The 17,506-nt window shown below is 37.6% G+C and carries 13 protein-coding genes and 1 other annotated feature; of the genes, 11 read left to right on the top strand and 2 right to left on the bottom strand.

The genetic code is table 11. The annotated features are described in order from the left end of the window. Position 1: 1 nt before the first annotated feature. On the bottom strand, positions 2 to 1,561 hold the full coding sequence (gene spoVB / locus ACHZK0_RS21445) for a stage V sporulation protein B (RefSeq protein ID WP_395760857.1): 1,560 nt from the start codon (positions 1,559 to 1,561) through the stop codon (positions 2 to 4). Positions 1,562 to 1,746: 185 nt separating this feature from the next. Here spoVB and ACHZK0_RS21440 point away from each other — a divergent pair, with 185 nt between their 5' ends. The 11 genes from ACHZK0_RS21440 to ACHZK0_RS21390 all read left to right on the top strand — a co-directional run bounded on the left by ACHZK0_RS21440 (position 1,747) and on the right by ACHZK0_RS21390 (position 16,410). Continuing rightward, entirely contained in the window at positions 1,747 to 2,031 is a 285-nt protein-coding gene (locus ACHZK0_RS21440) for a post-transcriptional regulator (protein WP_242253439.1), read from the top strand. Positions 2,032 to 2,301: 270 nt separating this feature from the next. Further along, positions 2,302 to 4,566, top strand: coding sequence for a protein translocase subunit SecDF (secDF, locus tag ACHZK0_RS21435; RefSeq protein ID WP_061677198.1), 2,265 nt, complete (start codon positions 2,302 to 2,304; stop codon positions 4,564 to 4,566). A gap of 305 nt (positions 4,567 to 4,871) precedes the next feature. Next, positions 4,872 to 5,765, top strand: a complete 894-nt coding sequence (locus ACHZK0_RS21430; RefSeq protein WP_242253437.1) for a cation diffusion facilitator family transporter — start codon at positions 4,872 to 4,874, stop codon at positions 5,763 to 5,765. Between the two features lie 101 nt (positions 5,766 to 5,866). Further along, positions 5,867 to 8,206, top strand: a complete 2,340-nt coding sequence (gene recJ / locus ACHZK0_RS21425) for a single-stranded-DNA-specific exonuclease RecJ (RefSeq protein WP_242253434.1) — start codon at positions 5,867 to 5,869, stop codon at positions 8,204 to 8,206. A 47-nt stretch (positions 8,207 to 8,253) separates the two neighbouring features. Further along, on the top strand, positions 8,254 to 8,766 hold the full coding sequence (locus ACHZK0_RS21420; RefSeq protein WP_000346221.1) for an adenine phosphoribosyltransferase: 513 nt from the start codon (positions 8,254 to 8,256) through the stop codon (positions 8,764 to 8,766). 210 nt (positions 8,767 to 8,976) lie between these two features. Then, a complete protein-coding gene (gene relA / locus ACHZK0_RS21415; protein ID WP_242253422.1) occupies positions 8,977 to 11,160 on the top strand; it encodes a GTP diphosphokinase in 2,184 nt (727 codons plus the stop codon). Between the two features lie 17 nt (positions 11,161 to 11,177). Continuing rightward, positions 11,178 to 11,618: a D-tyrosyl-tRNA(Tyr) deacylase gene (locus tag ACHZK0_RS21410; protein WP_001266958.1), complete on the top strand. Its 441-nt coding sequence runs from the start codon at positions 11,178 to 11,180 to the stop codon at positions 11,616 to 11,618. A 213-nt stretch (positions 11,619 to 11,831) separates the two neighbouring features. Continuing rightward, positions 11,832 to 12,008, top strand: coding sequence for a hypothetical protein (locus tag ACHZK0_RS21405; protein ID WP_001242605.1), 177 nt, complete (start codon positions 11,832 to 11,834; stop codon positions 12,006 to 12,008). Between the two features lie 54 nt (positions 12,009 to 12,062). Further along, positions 12,063 to 12,293, top strand: a binding site (T-box leader). Positions 12,294 to 12,362: 69 nt separating this feature from the next. Then, positions 12,363 to 13,634: a histidine--tRNA ligase gene (gene hisS, locus ACHZK0_RS21400; RefSeq protein WP_033656406.1), complete on the top strand. Its 1,272-nt coding sequence runs from the start codon at positions 12,363 to 12,365 to the stop codon at positions 13,632 to 13,634. A gap of 12 nt (positions 13,635 to 13,646) precedes the next feature. Further along, positions 13,647 to 15,422, top strand: coding sequence for an aspartate--tRNA ligase (gene aspS / locus ACHZK0_RS21395; protein ID WP_242240519.1), 1,776 nt, complete (start codon positions 13,647 to 13,649; stop codon positions 15,420 to 15,422). A gap of 220 nt (positions 15,423 to 15,642) precedes the next feature. Next, positions 15,643 to 16,410 carry a ThiF family adenylyltransferase gene (locus ACHZK0_RS21390; protein ID WP_000903182.1) on the top strand — a complete coding sequence of 256 codons (768 nt, stop codon included), beginning with the start codon at positions 15,643 to 15,645 and terminating at the stop codon, positions 16,408 to 16,410. A 423-nt stretch (positions 16,411 to 16,833) separates the two neighbouring features. Here the strand turns inward: ACHZK0_RS21390 and ACHZK0_RS21385 are convergent, their stop codons facing one another. Then, positions 16,834 to 17,475, bottom strand: coding sequence for an RsfA family transcriptional regulator (locus ACHZK0_RS21385; protein ID WP_000857720.1), 642 nt, complete (start codon positions 17,473 to 17,475; stop codon positions 16,834 to 16,836). Positions 17,476 to 17,506: the final 31 nt, after the last annotated feature.

Here is a 17,506-nt window from a genome sequence, read left to right as displayed (position 1 = left end):
TTTATTTCAAAAATGAAAGTTTTCGAATGATAGGGAGCCTACTTAACTCTTCTTTTCGAATGAGTTTGAAAGTGAAGAGGAGAACGATATAAACAAGTGTTGTTAAGGAGATTTCCCATAATGTTTGTACACCAAGTGAATGAGAAAAAATAATATACTTATGAAGGTAAAAACCGAAAGAGCCTGCAATGCCGATAGCAAGTCCGCCGAAAATATAGTCTTTTGCGTAAATGGTAAATGTAATTTTCTTTAAAACAGTAGCGTAATGAAGGAATGTTACCGTTACTATATTTGCAGCGATCGCGAGTGCAACTCCCATCATTTGAAATTCTGGCCTTGAAGCTAGTACAAAAATAACGATTAATTTCACGATTGCGCCAATAAATGTATTCATCATCGCAGCCCGTGCTAAGTTTAAAGCTTGTAAAACAGATGTAAGTGGACTTTGAAAGTAATGAAATAAAAAGCAAGGTGCAAGAAGCTGGATGAATGCTGTTGCACTATCCGATCCATACATAAGAGTTAAAACAGGAGAAGCGAATACGTATAATATAACGACTGACCACCCGCCGGTAATTAATGAGATCCGCAGGGCTTGTTGTAGGCGGTGTTCCACTAATTTATGCTGTCTTTTCGCCATCGCTTCACTAATGGATGGAACGAGTGCTGTAGAAAGGGCGTATGTAATAAAGGCTGGCAGTGAAAGAAGTGGGAAGGCATAACCGTTTAATATACCGTATTGCTGGGTTGCGACAGAGGCAGCAACGCCGGCAATCGCTAAGCTTTGCATAACGACGATAGGCTCAAAGAAATATGAAACGGAACCGATTAAACGACTTCCTGTAGTTGGAAGAGCGATATCCATAAGAGAATAAAATGTCCCTTTGCTTTCCTTTACAGTAGTGAAAAACCCAGAGCGTATAGATAAATGTTTTTCGCGCTGAAATAAGGTGAGTAAAAATAATAACGATGCAACTTCACCGAGAACGGCTGATAACATAGCGCCAGCTGCAGCATATTCTACACCGTAAGGTAAAAATAACTGAATGCATATAGCGATAATGGTAATGCGGACAACTTGTTCTATAACTTGGGCGTAAGCACTAGGTTTCATATTTTGTTTCCCTTGGAAATAGCCGCGTAAAACAGAAGAAACAGCAATAACGGGAACGACAGGTAAAATGGCCATTAATGGATAGTACGTTCTTTCATCAGTTAATAATGTTTTTGCTAAAGTAGGTGTGAGGAGCATAATTCCAATTGTTAAAATGATACTAATAACGGATGTAACTGCTAATGATACTGTTAATATTTTTTTAACTCTTTGTTTATCATTCACAGCTTCTGCTTCTGCTACAAATTTTGCGATTGCGACAGGAAGGCCGATTTGTGTTAATGTAATTGCTAGAATGAATGTAGGAACGGCCATCATATAAAGGCCAACGCCTTCTTCTCCTAAAATACGTGCCATTACAATCCGGTTAATAAATCCAAGGATTTTGGTAATAAAGCCGGCAATCATTAAAATAAATGCGCCTTTTAAAAAGCTTTGTCTCGTCATGGTCTTCTCCTACCTTCTCAAAATCAGTGGAATGATTTACAATAATTTATATGCACGTACGAGACAAGAATGACAAGCATTTGAGAGAGTGAAGTATGATCGTGCTCTTGAAAGTAGTTATTGCTGTCCATTAGAGCGGGATTAAAAGCGACTTTTCGTGCTGAAATAAGAAGGAGATGTTATATATGTTAGAAAAAGAGGCTTTGGTAGAATCGTACCGCGGACAGTTACAAGTCGTTTTAGAAAGTAAAGTAGAAGAGTTTCACATGTTTGGTTACGACCGAGTGACAGATAATGATATTTGGAAGTTTCTCAAAGTGAAAAAGTGGAAAAAGATAAACGGTGATGTTAGATTATATGAATTAGTAAATGATGTATTAAGAGTAAGTGCTAACGAATATATGACTTATTTAACTGTTGAAGCATATCAAGCACCACTTTGGTCGTTTGATGAATATGAAAATAATTAACCGACTGCAATTGGTTTGTTCTTCCTTTTGCAGTATAATGATAGGTATTGATAATGAGGAAATAATTATGTCTAAGATTATATATAAAGGGGGTAGTGAAGAGAAAAAATAAATAATGAAAGTGTAGGTATTGTGAGAAACTTACCAACACAGCTAGTGATGAACTAGCAAAATTATAGAAAGGAAGTCTACTAACTAGGCGTATGCACACGTGTAAAAGTGAATCGTAAGAGATTTATTTAAAGTGTTAGTAGCAGAAAGAGGGTACATATGGCAAAGCGTGGTACGAGAATTGCCGCCTTTTTCCTCATCGTTTTATTAATCGGTGGAGTAATTGGTGCGGCAGGAAAAGACATAGCAAAAGGAATTAGTCTAGGACTAGACCTTCGCGGTGGTTTTGAAATTCTGTATGAAGTAAAACCAGCCAAAAAAGGTGATAAAATCGATCGAGACGTACTTGTAAGTACAGTAGGTGCTCTGGAAAATCGTGTCAATGTTCTTGGTGTAAGTGAGCCGAACATTCAAATCGAGGGGCAAGATCGAATTCGTGTACAGCTTGCTGGTGTACAAGATCAGCAAAAAGCACGTGAAATGTTATCAACGCAAGCGAAATTAACATTCCGTGATGTAGATGACAACCTTCTTATGGACGGAACGGATTTAAAAGGCGGCGGAGCGAAGCAAACGTTTGATGAGCAAGGTCGTGCGAGCGTAGGTCTTACACTAAAAAGCGCTGAAAAATTCCGTGAAGTAACTGAAAAAATTTCAAAAATGCCACCACCAACGAATTTAATGGTAATCTGGCTAGACTTTGAAGAAGGAAAAGATTCGTATAAAGCAGAATCTGCAAAACCGAATCCGAAGTTCTTATCAGCAGCAACAGTAAGCCAAGTATTTAACCAGGCTGAAGTATCTATCGTAGGTGGAAACTTCACAGTTGAAAGTGCGAAACAACTTTCATCTTTATTAAATGCAGGTGCACTTCCTGTTGATTTGAAAGAAATGTATTCAACATCAGTTGGAGCGAAATTTGGTCAACAAGCATTAGAACAAACAATTTTCGCTAGTGCGATTGGTATCGCTCTTATTTTCTTATTTATGCTTGTGTATTACCGTCTACCAGGAATTGTAGCGGTTATTATGTTAGGTCTATACATTTTTGTTACATTACTTGTCTTTAACTGGATGCATGCAGTTCTTACATTGCCAGGTATTGCGGCGTTAGTGCTCGGGGTAGGTATCGCAGTTGATGCGAATATTATTACGTACGAGAGACTGAAAGAAGAGCTGAAAATTGGTAAATCCATGATGTCAGCATTTCGCGCTGGTAACCATCGTTCATTAGCAACAATTTTAGATGCAAACGTTACGACTCTTGCAGCAGCTGGTGTATTATTCGTTTATGGTAATAGCTCTGTAAAGGGATTTGCAACAAGCTTAATTGTAAGTATTTTAGTCGGTTTCATTACGAACGTATTCGGTACTCGTTTCTTACTAGGATTACTTGTAAAGAGCCGTTACTTCGATAAAAAACCAGGATATTTTGGTGTGAAACAAAAGGATATTATTCCGTTAACAAAAGGTGTAGTACATCCACCAACGAAATTTGATCGTATTAACTTTGTAAATATCGGTCATAAATTCCTTGTTTTCTCGATTGTAGTTGTAATTGCAGGTGCAATTATTCTTCCGATTTTCAAATTGAATCTTGGTATTGACTTTGCAAGTGGTACACGTATCGACTTGCAATCAAAACAAGCAGTTACTGTGTCTGATGTTCATAAAGATTTTAAAGAATTGAACATCGATGTGAAGGAAGAAAACATTGTACCGACTGGAGATGACAATAAAGGGTTCGCAGTACGTACTTTAGGTGTTCTATCAAAAGATGAAATTGCGAAAACAAAAACATTCTTCCACGATAAATATGGTACAGATCCAAACGTAAGCACAGTTTCACCGACAATTGGTAAAGAAATTGCACGAAATGCATTTATCGCTGTACTGATTGCTTCTGCGGTTATCATCTTATACGTAAGTATTCGATTCCGCTTTACGTATGCATTATCTGCAGTACTTGCATTACTACATGACGCATTCGTTATGGTTGTTATATTTAGTATTTTCCAATTAGAGGTAGACTTAACGTTTATCGCTGCAGTGTTAACGATCATCGGTTATTCTATTAATGACTCGATTGTTACATTTGATAGAAACCGTGAGTTATACAAACAGAAAAAACGAGTTCGCGATATAAAAGACTTAGAAGAAATCGTAAATGCAAGTATTCGCCAAACGCTTGGTCGTTCGATTAACACCGTATTAACAGTGTTATTCCCGGTAATTGCGTTACTTATCTTCGGTAGTGAGTCATTACGTAACTTCTCGTTTGCTCTACTTGTCGGATTAGTTGTAGGTACGTACTCTTCTGTTTTCGTCGCTTCTCAAATTTGGTTAATGCTTGAAAACCGTCGTTTGAAAAAGGGCAAAAACAAGAAAAAGGTTGAGAAAGTAGAATCTGAACCGCAAGTATAAAAAAGATGATGTCTCTTTATGAGGCATCTCTTTTTTCGTTTGTGGATACAATAAGATAGCAACTTTGAAATGGTTAAATGGAAGAAACTGGTGATGTTATCGCTATTTTTGCTACAATAAAGTGAAACTTTAATCAGTGAGGGTTTTCTTCATCCCCCACTGATTATTAGTTGAACCAATCGGACTTTTATGGGCAGTTGATCCCCCATCTAACTTCTTTGCTTGTGCTGAATTTTGAGGTGGGGGTCTTACTGCCCATTAAAGTGGGATAAAAAGATAGGTTAAGAAAAGAAGGGATTTTAATTATGGAAAAAGATGAACGTTTTAAACAGGCCGAGTTTGGTGCTATTGTCGGGATCGTTGGTAATATTATATTAGCGATTGTAAAGGCGGTAATTGGTTATATTGGGAACAGTAAAGCGCTATTAGCGGATGCCGTGCATTCTGCATCAGATGTAATTGGTTCGCTAGCTGTACTGTTTGGATTGCGAGCAGCAAAGCAACCGCCTGATGAAGATCATCCGTATGGTCATGGTAAAGCGGAATCGATTTCAGCTATTATTGTTGCAGTATTATTATTTATTGTGGGAATCGAGATAGCAATTTCGTCTATAAAAGCTTTTTCGCAAGAACTAGAACCACCGAAAGGAATTACGATTTTTGCTGTTGTTCTTTCGATTGTCGTGAAAGAAGGAATGTTTCAATATAAATTCCGATTAGGGAAGAGAGTAAATAGTGATGCAATTATTGCAAATGCATATGAGCACCGTTCGGATGTATTTTCTTCAATTGCAGCTTTAATCGGTATTTGTGCAGCGATTATCGGTGGTAAGTTCGGATTAGATTGGCTTGTATATGCCGATCCAATTGCAGGATTATTTGTTTCACTTCTTGTTGCAAAAATGGCATGGAGTATTGGGGCAGAAGCAATTCATGCAACGCTTGATCATGTTCTGCATGAGGAAGATGTTGTTCCGCTTAGGGAAGCAGTACTTCAAATAGATGGTGTGAAAAAAATCGGTTCTTTATATGCAAGGGAGCATGGCCATTACGTTATTGTTGATATTAAAGTTTCTGTAGATCCATACATTACTGTAGAAGAAGGGCACCGCATTGGAAAGCATGTGAAAGAAACGCTGATGGAACAAGATAACGTACAAAATGTGTTTGTACATATAAATCCGTATTCTCCAAATTAAACATTATTAACATTTTAGTATATAGATATTGCATCGTAGTTTGCATTATATTGTCACCCCTTAATCTGTCTTGTATAATGAACAGGTTAAGGGGTGATTTCGTGTTACAACCGAAGACGCGTTGGAAAGAAAAAGAATATAATAATGAGCGAGTGAGTGAATTAGCAAGTAAATTACAATTATCACCACTTGTCGTTTCGTTATTCCTCGGTAGAGGACTAGATACAGAAGATAAGATTTTAGATTTTTTAAATACAGAAAATCAAGAATTTCATGATCCATTTTTATTAGAAGGAATGGATAGAACGGTAGAACGTGTAAATAAGGCGGTTCAAAATGGAGAGCAAATATTAATATTTGGTGACTACGATGCGGACGGAGTAAGTAGTACGACTGTGTTATATCTTGCCTTGCAAGAATTAGGGGCGGACGTAGAATTTTATATCCCAAACCGTTTTACAGAAGGGTATGGACCAAACGAAGAAGCGTTTCGTTGGGCACATAGCGCAGGGTTCTCGCTAATTATTACTGTTGATACTGGTATCGCAGCAGTGCATGAAGCGAAGGTAGCGAAGGAGCTTGGAGTAGATCTGATTATTACAGATCACCATGAGCCACCACCGGAATTGCCAGAAGCACTTGCGATTATTCATCCGAAATTAGATGGCGGTGTGTATCCGTTCCACTATTTAGCTGGTGTAGGTGTTGCGTTTAAAGTTGCGCATGCACTATTAGGCCGTGTACCAGAACATTTATTAGAAATTGCAGTGATTGGTACAGTAGCCGATTTAGTATCACTTCATGGTGAGAATAGATTGTTAGTGAAGCGCGGTTTAAAACATATGCGCATGACAAAAAATATCGGACTAAAGGCGCTGTTTAAAGTTGCTAACGTTTCGCAAAGTGAAATTACAGAAGAGAGCATTGGCTTCTCGATTGCACCGCGTATTAATGCAGTTGGACGTTTAGAAGATGCTACACCGGCTGTACATCTTTTATTATCAGATGACCCAGAAGAAGCAAAAGAGCTAGCTGAAGAAATTGATGAGTTGAACAAACTGCGAAAAGATATTGTAAAGCAAATTACAGAAGAAGCTATCGCTGAAGTGGAAAATAATTTTCCGCCAGAAGACAATAAAGTATTAGTGCTTGCAAAAGAAGGCTGGAATCCAGGTGTAATTGGAATTGTCGCTTCTAAATTAGTTGAACGTTTTTATCGTCCGACGATTGTATTAAGTATTGATCCTGTAAAAGAAACAGCAAAAGGTTCAGCACGTAGTATTGCAGGATTTGATTTGTTTGCAAACTTGTCAGATTGTAGAGAGTTATTGCCACACTTCGGAGGACATCCAATGGCAGCGGGAATGACGCTACATATGAATGATGTAGCTGAATTGCGCCGCCGCTTAAATGAACAAGCAGAAGTAATTTTAACGGAAGAAGATTTTATTCCAATTACAGCTGTTGATGTCTTTTGTAAAGTGGAGGATGTAACACTTGCAGCAATTGAAGATATGCAAAAGTTAGCACCATTTGGTGTTGGAAATCCAAAACCACGTATTGCAGTGAAGGATGCAGATCTAGAAAGTATTCGTGCAATCGGATCAGACGGTTCACATTTGAAAATGGCTCTTCGTGATGGACAAGCGACGCTGGATACAATTGGATTTGGTTTTGGTGCGTATGCGAAAGAAATTTCTCCAGTTGCAAAGGTATCCGTAATAGGAGAAGCATCTATCAATGAATGGAATAATTTTAAGAAGCCGCAATTAATGGTACAAGATATTGCTGTAGAGGCGTGGCAATTATTTGATTGGCGTAGTATGCGTAACGTAGAGGCGAATGTAGCAGAACTTCCAAAAGAAAAAATAACGATGGTGTATTTTTCTGAAGAGGTATTGAATAAATTTTCTTTAGAAGACTATAAAGAGCATATGATGCATGCATCAGAAGTAACTCATTTAGACGATCAATACATCGTGTTACTTGATTTACCAAAAGGAACAGATGAATTACGAGATTTATTTAAAGTGGGGTTCCCGTCACGAATTTATACGCTATTTTATCAAGAGAATAATCATTTATTTAGCACTGTTCCAACGAGAGAACACTTTAAATGGTACTATTCGTTCTTGAGCCAAAAAGCACCATTTTCTTTAAGACAATACGGAGCACAACTCTGTCAACATAAAGGTTGGTCAAAAGATACAGTAAATTTCATGACACAGGTGTTTTTTGAGTTAGAATTTGTTACAATAAAAGATGGCGTCATTTTTATGGCAGACAAAAAACAAAAGCGTGATTTAATTGAATCGAACACATATCGTGAGAAAATGAACCACTTACAATTAGAAAAAGAATTGGTTTATAGCACATATCAGCAACTATATACATGGTTTGAAACGATTCGTAATCATAAAGAAGTAGAACAGTTAGGGTAAAGGATTTGTATTTACAAACCTTTTAGATCTGAGGAGGATTCAGAAATATGGATTTCAAGCAACATATCGCAATTGTACCGGATTATCCAAAAGAAGGTATTGTATTTAAAGACATTACACCGTTAATGAACGACGGTAAAGCATACAAAGCAGCAACAGATGCAATCGTTGAGTATGCAAAGAAAAGAGACATTGACGTTGTAGTAGGGCCAGAAGCACGTGGCTTTATTATCGGTTGCCCAGTTTCTTATGCGTTAGAAGTAGGTTTTGCACCAGTTCGTAAACTAGGGAAATTACCACGTGAAGTAATTACAGTTGACTACGGTAAAGAATATGGTAAAGATGTTTTAACAATCCATAAAGATGCAATTAAGCCAGGTCAACGCGTGTTAATTACAGATGACCTATTAGCTACAGGTGGAACAATTGAAGCGACAATTAAGTTAGTTGAAGAGCTTGGCGGAGTTGTAGCAGGAATTGCATTCTTAGTAGAGCTTACTTACTTAGATGGTCGTAAAATGTTAGATGGTTACGATGTATTAGTATTAGAAAAATACTAATCACTATATAGGTAAAACTACGGTGATAAGAAGTACCCGTGAATCTCTTGGAGAGGAGCGGGTACTTTTGTATAATTGCACAAAAAAATAAGGTGAAATGTCAGTAAAATCTTTTCCTTTTCACAATTCACAATCATTAGGTTATAATGATAGAATATAATTTATTCTACTTAATTAAGATAAAGTCAATTTTCAATAAAAGGTGATTCGATGGCAAATGAGCAGGTACTAACAGCTGAACAGGTACTCGAGAAAGCAAGTCAATATTTAGCAGATGAAGATATTGAGCTAGTGGCACGTGCCTATGAATATGCACGTGATGCGCATAGCGAACAATACAGAAAATCGGGTGAACCGTACATTATTCATCCAATTCAAGTTGCAGGTATTTTAGTTGATTTACACATGGATCCAGCTACAGTATCAGCAGGTTTCTTACATGATGTAGTGGAAGATACAGAGATTACATTAGAAGATATTGAACGGGAATTTAATAAAGAAATTGCTATGCTTGTCGATGGTGTAACAAAGCTCGGAAAAATTAAATATAAATCTCATGAGCAACAACAAGCAGAAAACCATCGCAAAATGTTTATTGCAATGGCTCAAGATATTCGAGTTATTTTAATTAAACTAGCTGATCGTCTTCATAACATGCGTACATTGAAACATTTGCCTCAAGAGAAGCAGCGTCGCATTGCGAATGAAACGTTAGAAATCTTTGCACCTTTAGCACATAGACTCGGAATTAGTACTATTAAATGGGAGTTAGAGGATACGTCACTTCGCTATTTAAATCCACAGCAATACTATCGTATTGTAAATTTAATGAAGCGTAAACGTGCAGAGCGTGAAGAATATTTAGACGAAGTAATGACTGGTATCCGTGAGAAATTAAAAGAGGTTTCAATTCAACCTGAGATTTCTGGAAGACCAAAGCATATTTACAGTATTTATCGTAAAATGGCACTGCAAAATAAACAGTTCAATGAAATTTACGATTTATTAGCTGTACGTGTCGTTGTAAATAGTATTAAAGATTGTTATGCAGTGCTTGGAATTATTCATACGTGCTGGAAGCCGATGCCAGGTCGTTTTAAAGATTATATTGCGATGCCGAAAGCAAATCTATATCAATCTCTTCATACGACTGTAATTGGGCCGAAAGGTGATCCGCTTGAAGTGCAAATTCGTACGAAAGAAATGCATGAGATTGCAGAATTCGGGATCGCGGCGCACTGGGCGTATAAAGAAGGAAAAACAGCAGAAACAACAGGTACATTAGAGAAGAAACTTACATGGTTCCGTCAAATATTAGAATGGCAAAATGAAGCTTCTAATGCAGAAGAGTTTATGGAGTCATTAAAAATTGATTTATTCTCTGACATGGTATTCGTCTTTACACCGAAAGGCGACGTAATGGAATTGCCACTTGGATCTGTTCCGATTGACTTTTCGTATCGCGTGCATTCAGAGATTGGAAATAAAACAATTGGTGCAAAAGTAAACGGCAAAATGGTGACACTTGATTATAAATTAAAAACTGGTGACATCATTGAAATTTTAACATCGAAACATTCGTATGGACCAAGTCAAGATTGGGTGAAACTTGCCCAAACATCTCATGCGAAAAACAAAATACGTCAATTCTTTAAGAAGCAACGTAGAGATGAAAATATTGAAAAAGGCCGTGAGCTTGTTGAGAAAGAAGTGCGTAGCCTAGAGTATGAGATGAAAGAAGTGTTAGCTCCTGACAATTTAAAACGTGTTGCTGAAAAATTCAACTTTGCAAATGAAGAAGATATGTTTGCAGCAGTTGGGTATAACGGTATCACTGCATCACAAATTGTTACACGACTAACGGACAAGTTCCGTAAGCAACGTGAAGAAGAAGAGATTGTTGAAGTTAAAGAAGTTCGTAAACCGATGAAAATTCGAAAATGGGATTCTGGCGTTAAAGTAAGTGGTGCGGACAATTTATTAATCCGCTTATCAAAATGCTGTAACCCAGTTCCGGGTGATGATATCGTTGGGTATATTACGAAAGGCCGAGGCGTATCGATTCACCGCCGTGACTGTGTAAATGTTCATACAGAAGAAGCTATAGAACGTTTATTAGAAGTAGAGTGGGAAGGTAGCCCTGAAAAAGAAATTGAGTATAACGTTGATATTGAAATTTCAGGTTATGATCGCCGTGGTTTATTAAACGAAGTATTGCAAGCTGTTACAGAGACGAAAACGTACATTTCGGCAGTTTCTGGTAGGAGTGACCGTAATAAGATGGCGACAATTAATATGTCAATCTCTATTCGTAACTTACAGCATTTGAAAAAAGTAGTAGAACGCATTAAACGTGTTCCAGAAATTTATGCAGTACGACGCATGATGCATTAATAGGGAGTGTAGAAAAGATGAGAGTTGTTTTACAACGATCAAAAGAAGCGTCTGTCACAGTAGACGGTGAGATCGTAGGACAAATTCCGTTCGGTTTAACATTACTAGTTGGCATTACGCATGAAGATACAGAAAAAGATGCAACTTACATTGCAGAAAAAATTGCGAACTTACGTATTTTTGAAGATGAGAGCGGAAAGATGAACCATTCTGTACTTGATGTAGAAGGACAAGTTCTATCAATTTCGCAATTCACATTATACGGAGATTGTCGCAAGGGAAGACGTCCAAACTTTATGGATGCTGCAAAACCTGACTATGCAGAGCGTTTATATGATTTCTTTAATGAGGAAGTTCGTAAGCAAGGATTGCATGTAGAAACAGGGACGTTCGGAGCAATGATGGATGTTTCTTTAATCAATGATGGTCCGGTGACCTTAATTGTGGATAGTAAATAGTGTTGCTTAAGAAGAGAGGATGCTATCATCCTCTCTTTTTTATACATTGTTGTATGTTTTGTTCATTTATCAAGCTATTTGTGGACAGTGAACCCCACGGATGAGAGGTTCAATTACTTTGGAATCAATAGCTTTTTCGTTTATGTATAACTCTCTCATCAATATGGAACAATAAAAAGTAAAACATCCATATTGAATGTGAGGGATATACGTATGCGTATGAATGAAAAAGGGCATTCTGTTACAAATGGTGCAAATCAATTGTTTAACGTGAATTTTCATGATTTTATTTCAAAAGAGCAAAACAATACTTCAATGGAGCTCGCTTCTGAGTTTGGAATTTCTCTTCAAGATGTAAAGCGTCTAAAGAAGCAGATTGAACGCTCTTAGAGTACTTGACAATCCTACTCAACAAACGTATAGTAATTTTATATTTACATATGAATATAACCGTTGATAGAGAAGAGTAAATGAGACACACATGGCAAGAGAAGAAATGTCTTAGGCTGAAAACATTTCTACATGATGACTGATTGAATGACACTCTAGAGGTTTCAACTTGAACGGCGTATATGCTTATTAGGGATGAACGCACATTTAAGCGTTATTAAAAAAGTGGAAGCATACGTGCTTCAATTAGGGTGGCACCACGGGTATAATACTCTCGTCCCTACTGTTCAAACAGTAGAGGCGGGAGTTTTTTTATTTTTATTAAGATTAAAACAATTTGAGGAGGAACTGAATATGTCTATTCAAATCCCACGCGGAACGCAAGATATTCTTCCAGGCACTGTTGAGTTATGGCAGTATATCGAAGGGCAAGCACGCGAAATTTGCCGTCGTTACAATTATAAAGAAATTCGTACACCAATTTTTGAACACACTGAGCTATTTTTACGTGGTGTTGGTGATACGACAGATATCGTACAAAAAGAAATGTATTCATTCCAAGATCGTGGAGAGCGTAGTTTAACATTACGTCCAGAAGGTACTGCACCTGTTGTACGTTCTTACGTTGAAAACAAAATGTTCGGTGACGCAACACAACCAACGAAATTATACTATATCGGCCAAATGTTCCGTTACGAAAGACCACAAGCAGGTCGCTATCGTCAATTCGTACAATTCGGTATTGAAGCAATTGGTAGTAACGATCCTGCAATTGATGCAGAAGTAATTGCACTTGCTGTAGAGTTTTACCGCGGCATGGGCTTAAAAAATATTAAAGTTGTATTAAACAGCTTAGGTGATGCAGCGAGCCGTCAAGCGCACCGTGATGCGTTAATCGCACACTTCGAGCCACGTATCGGCGAGTTCTGTTCTGACTGTCAATCTCGTTTAGAAAAGAACCCTCTTCGTATTTTAGATTGTAAGAAGGACCGTAACCATGAATTAATGGGAACAGCACCATCTATTACAGAATACTTAAACGAAGATTCAGCAGTGTACTACGACAAAGTTCAAGAACTATTAACGATGATGGATGTTCCATTTGAAAAAGATCCGAACTTAGTACGTGGTTTAGACTACTACCAACATACTGTTTTTGAAATTATGAGTGAAGCAGAAGGGTTCGGTGCTATCACTACATTAAGCGGTGGTGGACGTTATAACGGACTTGTACAAGAAATCGGTGGACCAGAAATGCCAGGTATCGGTTTTGCAATGAGTATTGAACGTTTAATTATGGCACTAAAAGCTGAAAACATCGAATTACCAATTGAACATAGTATCGATTGTTACGTTGTAGCTCTTGGTGAAAAAGCAAAAGACCATGCTGCGAAAGTTGCGTTTGATCTTCGTAAAGCTGGATTATCAGTTGAAAAAGATTATTTAGATCGCAAAATGAAAGCACAATTTAAATCAGCAGATCGTCTAAAAGCGAAATTTGTAGCTGTATTAGGGGAAGATGAGCTAGATAAAGGCATCATTAACTTAAAAGATATGGCAACAGGCGAACAAGAAGAAGTAGCATTAGATGTATTTGCTTCATACGTAGCAGAGAAATTAATATAGGGGGAACTTACAGTGGCTGAAAGAACACATGCATGTGGAAAAGTAACAGTAGAAGCAGTTGGACAAACAGTTCAATTAAAAGGTTGGGTACAAAAACGCCGTGATTTAGGTGGATTAATCTTTATCGACTTACGTGACCGTACAGGTATCGTACAAGTTGTATTTAACCCAGAAACATCAAAAGAAGCGCTAGAAGTAGCAGAAACAATTCGTAGCGAGTACGTATTACACGTAGAAGGTACAGTTGTTGAGCGTGGTGAAGGCGCAATTAATGACAATATGGCAACTGGTCGTATTGAAGTACAAGCAACGAAAGTAAACGTATTAAATGCAGCGAAAACAACGCCAATCATTATTGCTGATGATACAGATGCATCAGAAGATGTGCGTTTAAAATATCGTTATTTAGACTTACGTCGTCCTGTAATGTTCAACACATTCAAAATGCGTCACGACGTAACGAAAACAATTCGTAACTTCTTAGACACAGAAGATTTCTTAGAAGTGGAAACACCAATTTTAACGAAGAGCACACCAGAAGGAGCTCGTGACTATTTAGTACCAAGTCGTGTACATGATGGTGAATTCTATGCATTACCACAGTCTCCACAGTTATTTAAACAGCTTCTTATGGTCGGCGGATTTGAGCGTTACTATCAAGTAGCACGTTGTTTCCGTGACGAAGATTTACGTGCAGACCGTCAACCAGAATTCACGCAAATCGATATCGAAGCTTCATTCTTAACACAAGATGAAATTTTAGATATGATGGAGCGCATGATGACGAAAGTTATGAAGGATGCAAAAGGTGTAGAAGTGAGTGCACCATTCCCTCGTATGAAATACGCTGATGCAATGGCTCGTTACGGTTCTGATAAGCCAGATACACGCTTTGAAATGGAACTAACAGACCTATCTGAATTTGCAGCAGGTTGTGGATTTAAAGTATTTACAAGTGCTGTAGAAAGCGGCGGACAAGTAAAAGCAATTAATGCAAAAGGTGCTGCGAGCAAATACTCTCGTAAAGATATTGATGCATTAACTGAATTCGTAAAAGTATACGGTGCAAAAGGTCTAGCTTGGCTTAAAGTTGAAGAAGACGGCTTAAAAGGACCGATTGCGAAATTCTTCGGTGAAGAAGAAGCAAACGCGTTAATGGCTACATTAGAAGCTACTGCTGGCGATTTATTACTATTCGTAGCAGATAAGAAAAGCGTTGTTGCAGATAGCTTAGGTGCACTTCGTTTACGTCTAGGTAAAGAGCTTGAGTTAATTGACGAAAGTAAATTTAACTTCCTATGGGTAACTGATTGGCCACTTCTTGAGTACGATGAAGATGCAGATCGTTACTTCGCAGCTCACCACCCATTCACAATGCCATTCCGTGAAGACGTTGAGCTATTAGAAACAGCACCAGAAAAAGCACGTGCACAAGCATATGACCTTGTATTAAACGGTTATGAGCTTGGTGGTGGATCACTTCGTATTTACGAGCGTGACGTACAAGAAAAAATGTTTAAAGCACTTGGATTCTCACAAGAAGAAGCACAAGAGCAATTCGGATTCTTATTAGAAGCATTTGAATATGGTACGCCACCACACGGCGGTATCGCATTAGGTTTAGACCGTCTTGTTATGTTACTTGCAGGCCGTACGAACCTTCGTGATACAATTGCATTCCCGAAAACAGCAAGCGCAAGCTGCTTATTAACAGAAGCTCCAAGCCCAGTTGCAGAAGCACAGCTTGAAGAGTTAAGCTTAAAATTGAGCGTGAAAGAAGAGAAGTAAGAGAAGTAAAAGAAGTAAAAATAAGGTCTAGATGGTTATACTAATACCATCTAGACTTTTTTAATGGATAATTGAGAGAAGAGGTAAAAGCGCGGTTTACACTATGCTTTCCTTCTCGAAATATGTATTTTTAGGAATTCTATAACTTTTTCTATACAAATAGTCGGAAAAACGCTAGAATACATGGTAGACCATTTTTGTAATAGGAGTGTAGAGCTGAATGTTACATCAATTTTCACGTAATGAATTAGCCTTCGGTAAAGAAGGACTTGAAATATTAAAAAATAGTACAGTCGGTATTTTAGGAATTGGCGGCGTAGGGTCATTTTCGGCAGAGGCGTTAGCGCGTTCTGGCGTTGGGCGTCTCGTATTAGTTGATAAAGACGTTGTAGATATTACAAACGTAAACCGTCAAATTCACGCGTTAGTATCTACTGTAGGACGTTCAAAAGTAGAATTAATGAAAGAGCGTATCGCAGATATTAATCCAGAGTGTGAAGTAATTGGACTAGAAATGTTTTATACTGATGAAACATATGAAGAGTTTTTCAAACATGGCTTGGATTTCGTAGTAGATGCATCTGATACGATTACGTTCAAAATTCATTTAATTAAACAATGTTTACGTCGTAAAATTAAAATTATCTCATGTATGGGTGCGGCAAATAAAATGGACCCAACTCGTTTCCGTATTGCGGACATCTCTAAAACACATACAGATCCAATTGCGAAAGTAATTCGTACGAAGCTTCGTAAAGAGGGTATTAAAAAAGGTGTAAAAGTTGTCTTCTCTGACGAAAACCCAATCGTAATTCGTGAAGAAGTACGTAAAGAAATCGTACCAGACGAAAATGCAAAAATTCGTAAAGCGAAATTACCACCTTCATCAAATGCATTCGTACCATCTGTGGCAGGCTTAATTATGGCAAGTCATGTTGTACGTGAACGCATTAAAAACGTAGAAGTGAAACGTGTAGGGCAAGAATAAAGTAAAAGCATATATCCATTTCGGATATATGCTTTTTTGTATGTATTAAAGAAATATGGATATTTGCATTACTACTAGTTCAAATGTAAGCAAAGCTAGTAAGTAATGATCATATTTATCTGATGTATAGGCGGACGTCTTTTTTAAACTGTTAATGGTGAAAAGAGCTAAAGTTAGGACGAGAACACCGAGTGTTATTTTGAAGACTATTAATGAAATAGTAACCATCTCCCTTAAAAGATATATGTTTATAATAACATTTTAGTAAAAAATATCCAATTATTATCCGTGAGTTTTCTTGTATGACAGGGAGGCATATTTCGTCAATTTTTGTCGGTAAATCGATGTAATTTCATGTGCCAATATACTCTTTAACGAAGAAAAAAAGGGATGTCACTTAGTCAAAAAAGTGACATCCCTTTTCTAATTCTCAGCAGAATATATAATATCTAAATTTCCATTTTGATCTGTCTTGAAAATGGGAGCAATCTGTTCTTCTTGTTCTTCAACGGAAACGAGTTTTCGAGCACGGTCCATAATTCTAACAAGCATTGCATAATCTTCTTCGATTGCTTGTTGTTTTTTTGAGAGTACTGCTAATTTTGCTTCGAGTTCATGATTCGTTTTTTGCAGGGATGTGAGCTGAGCTTGTAATACGTCATTTTCAGTTTGTAACTTTGCGAGTGAAGGGTTATTGTGCTCTAAGTTTTGCAAAAATGAAATGACACTTTGCATTGTAAGTTCTTGTTTATTTGGCGTAATATCTTCTGAAAACTCGGCATCGATTACGAGTTGTTTCGTTTGCGTGAAATGCTCTTTTTCTATTTTAGCTTCAGAGCGTTTTAATTCTTTACGTTGTTTTTTTGCAAGTTGCACCGCATCTTCGTAATTCGGTCGTACTTCAGCATTCCATCGAAAGCCGCAAGCTGCTGAAGTGCGGTTCAATGTATCGCCGACTTCATCGAATGCTTTTATTTGTGTACTGCCGCTACGAATATGTCGTAAAACAGTTTCTGCTAAAAGGAGATCGTCTTCTTTTGTCCATGCATCTTGACGTGTTTTCATAAGCGAAGCCTCCATAATGGTGACGTTTTCG

This window comes from Bacillus sp. 3G2, from assembly GCF_044324725.1.
In the GTDB taxonomy this organism is placed as follows: Bacteria; Bacillota; Bacilli; order Bacillales; family Bacillaceae_G; genus Bacillus_A; species Bacillus_A mobilis.
The sequence above is the reverse complement of the archived record's forward strand: the minus strand, read 5'-3'. Positions and strand labels throughout refer to the sequence as shown.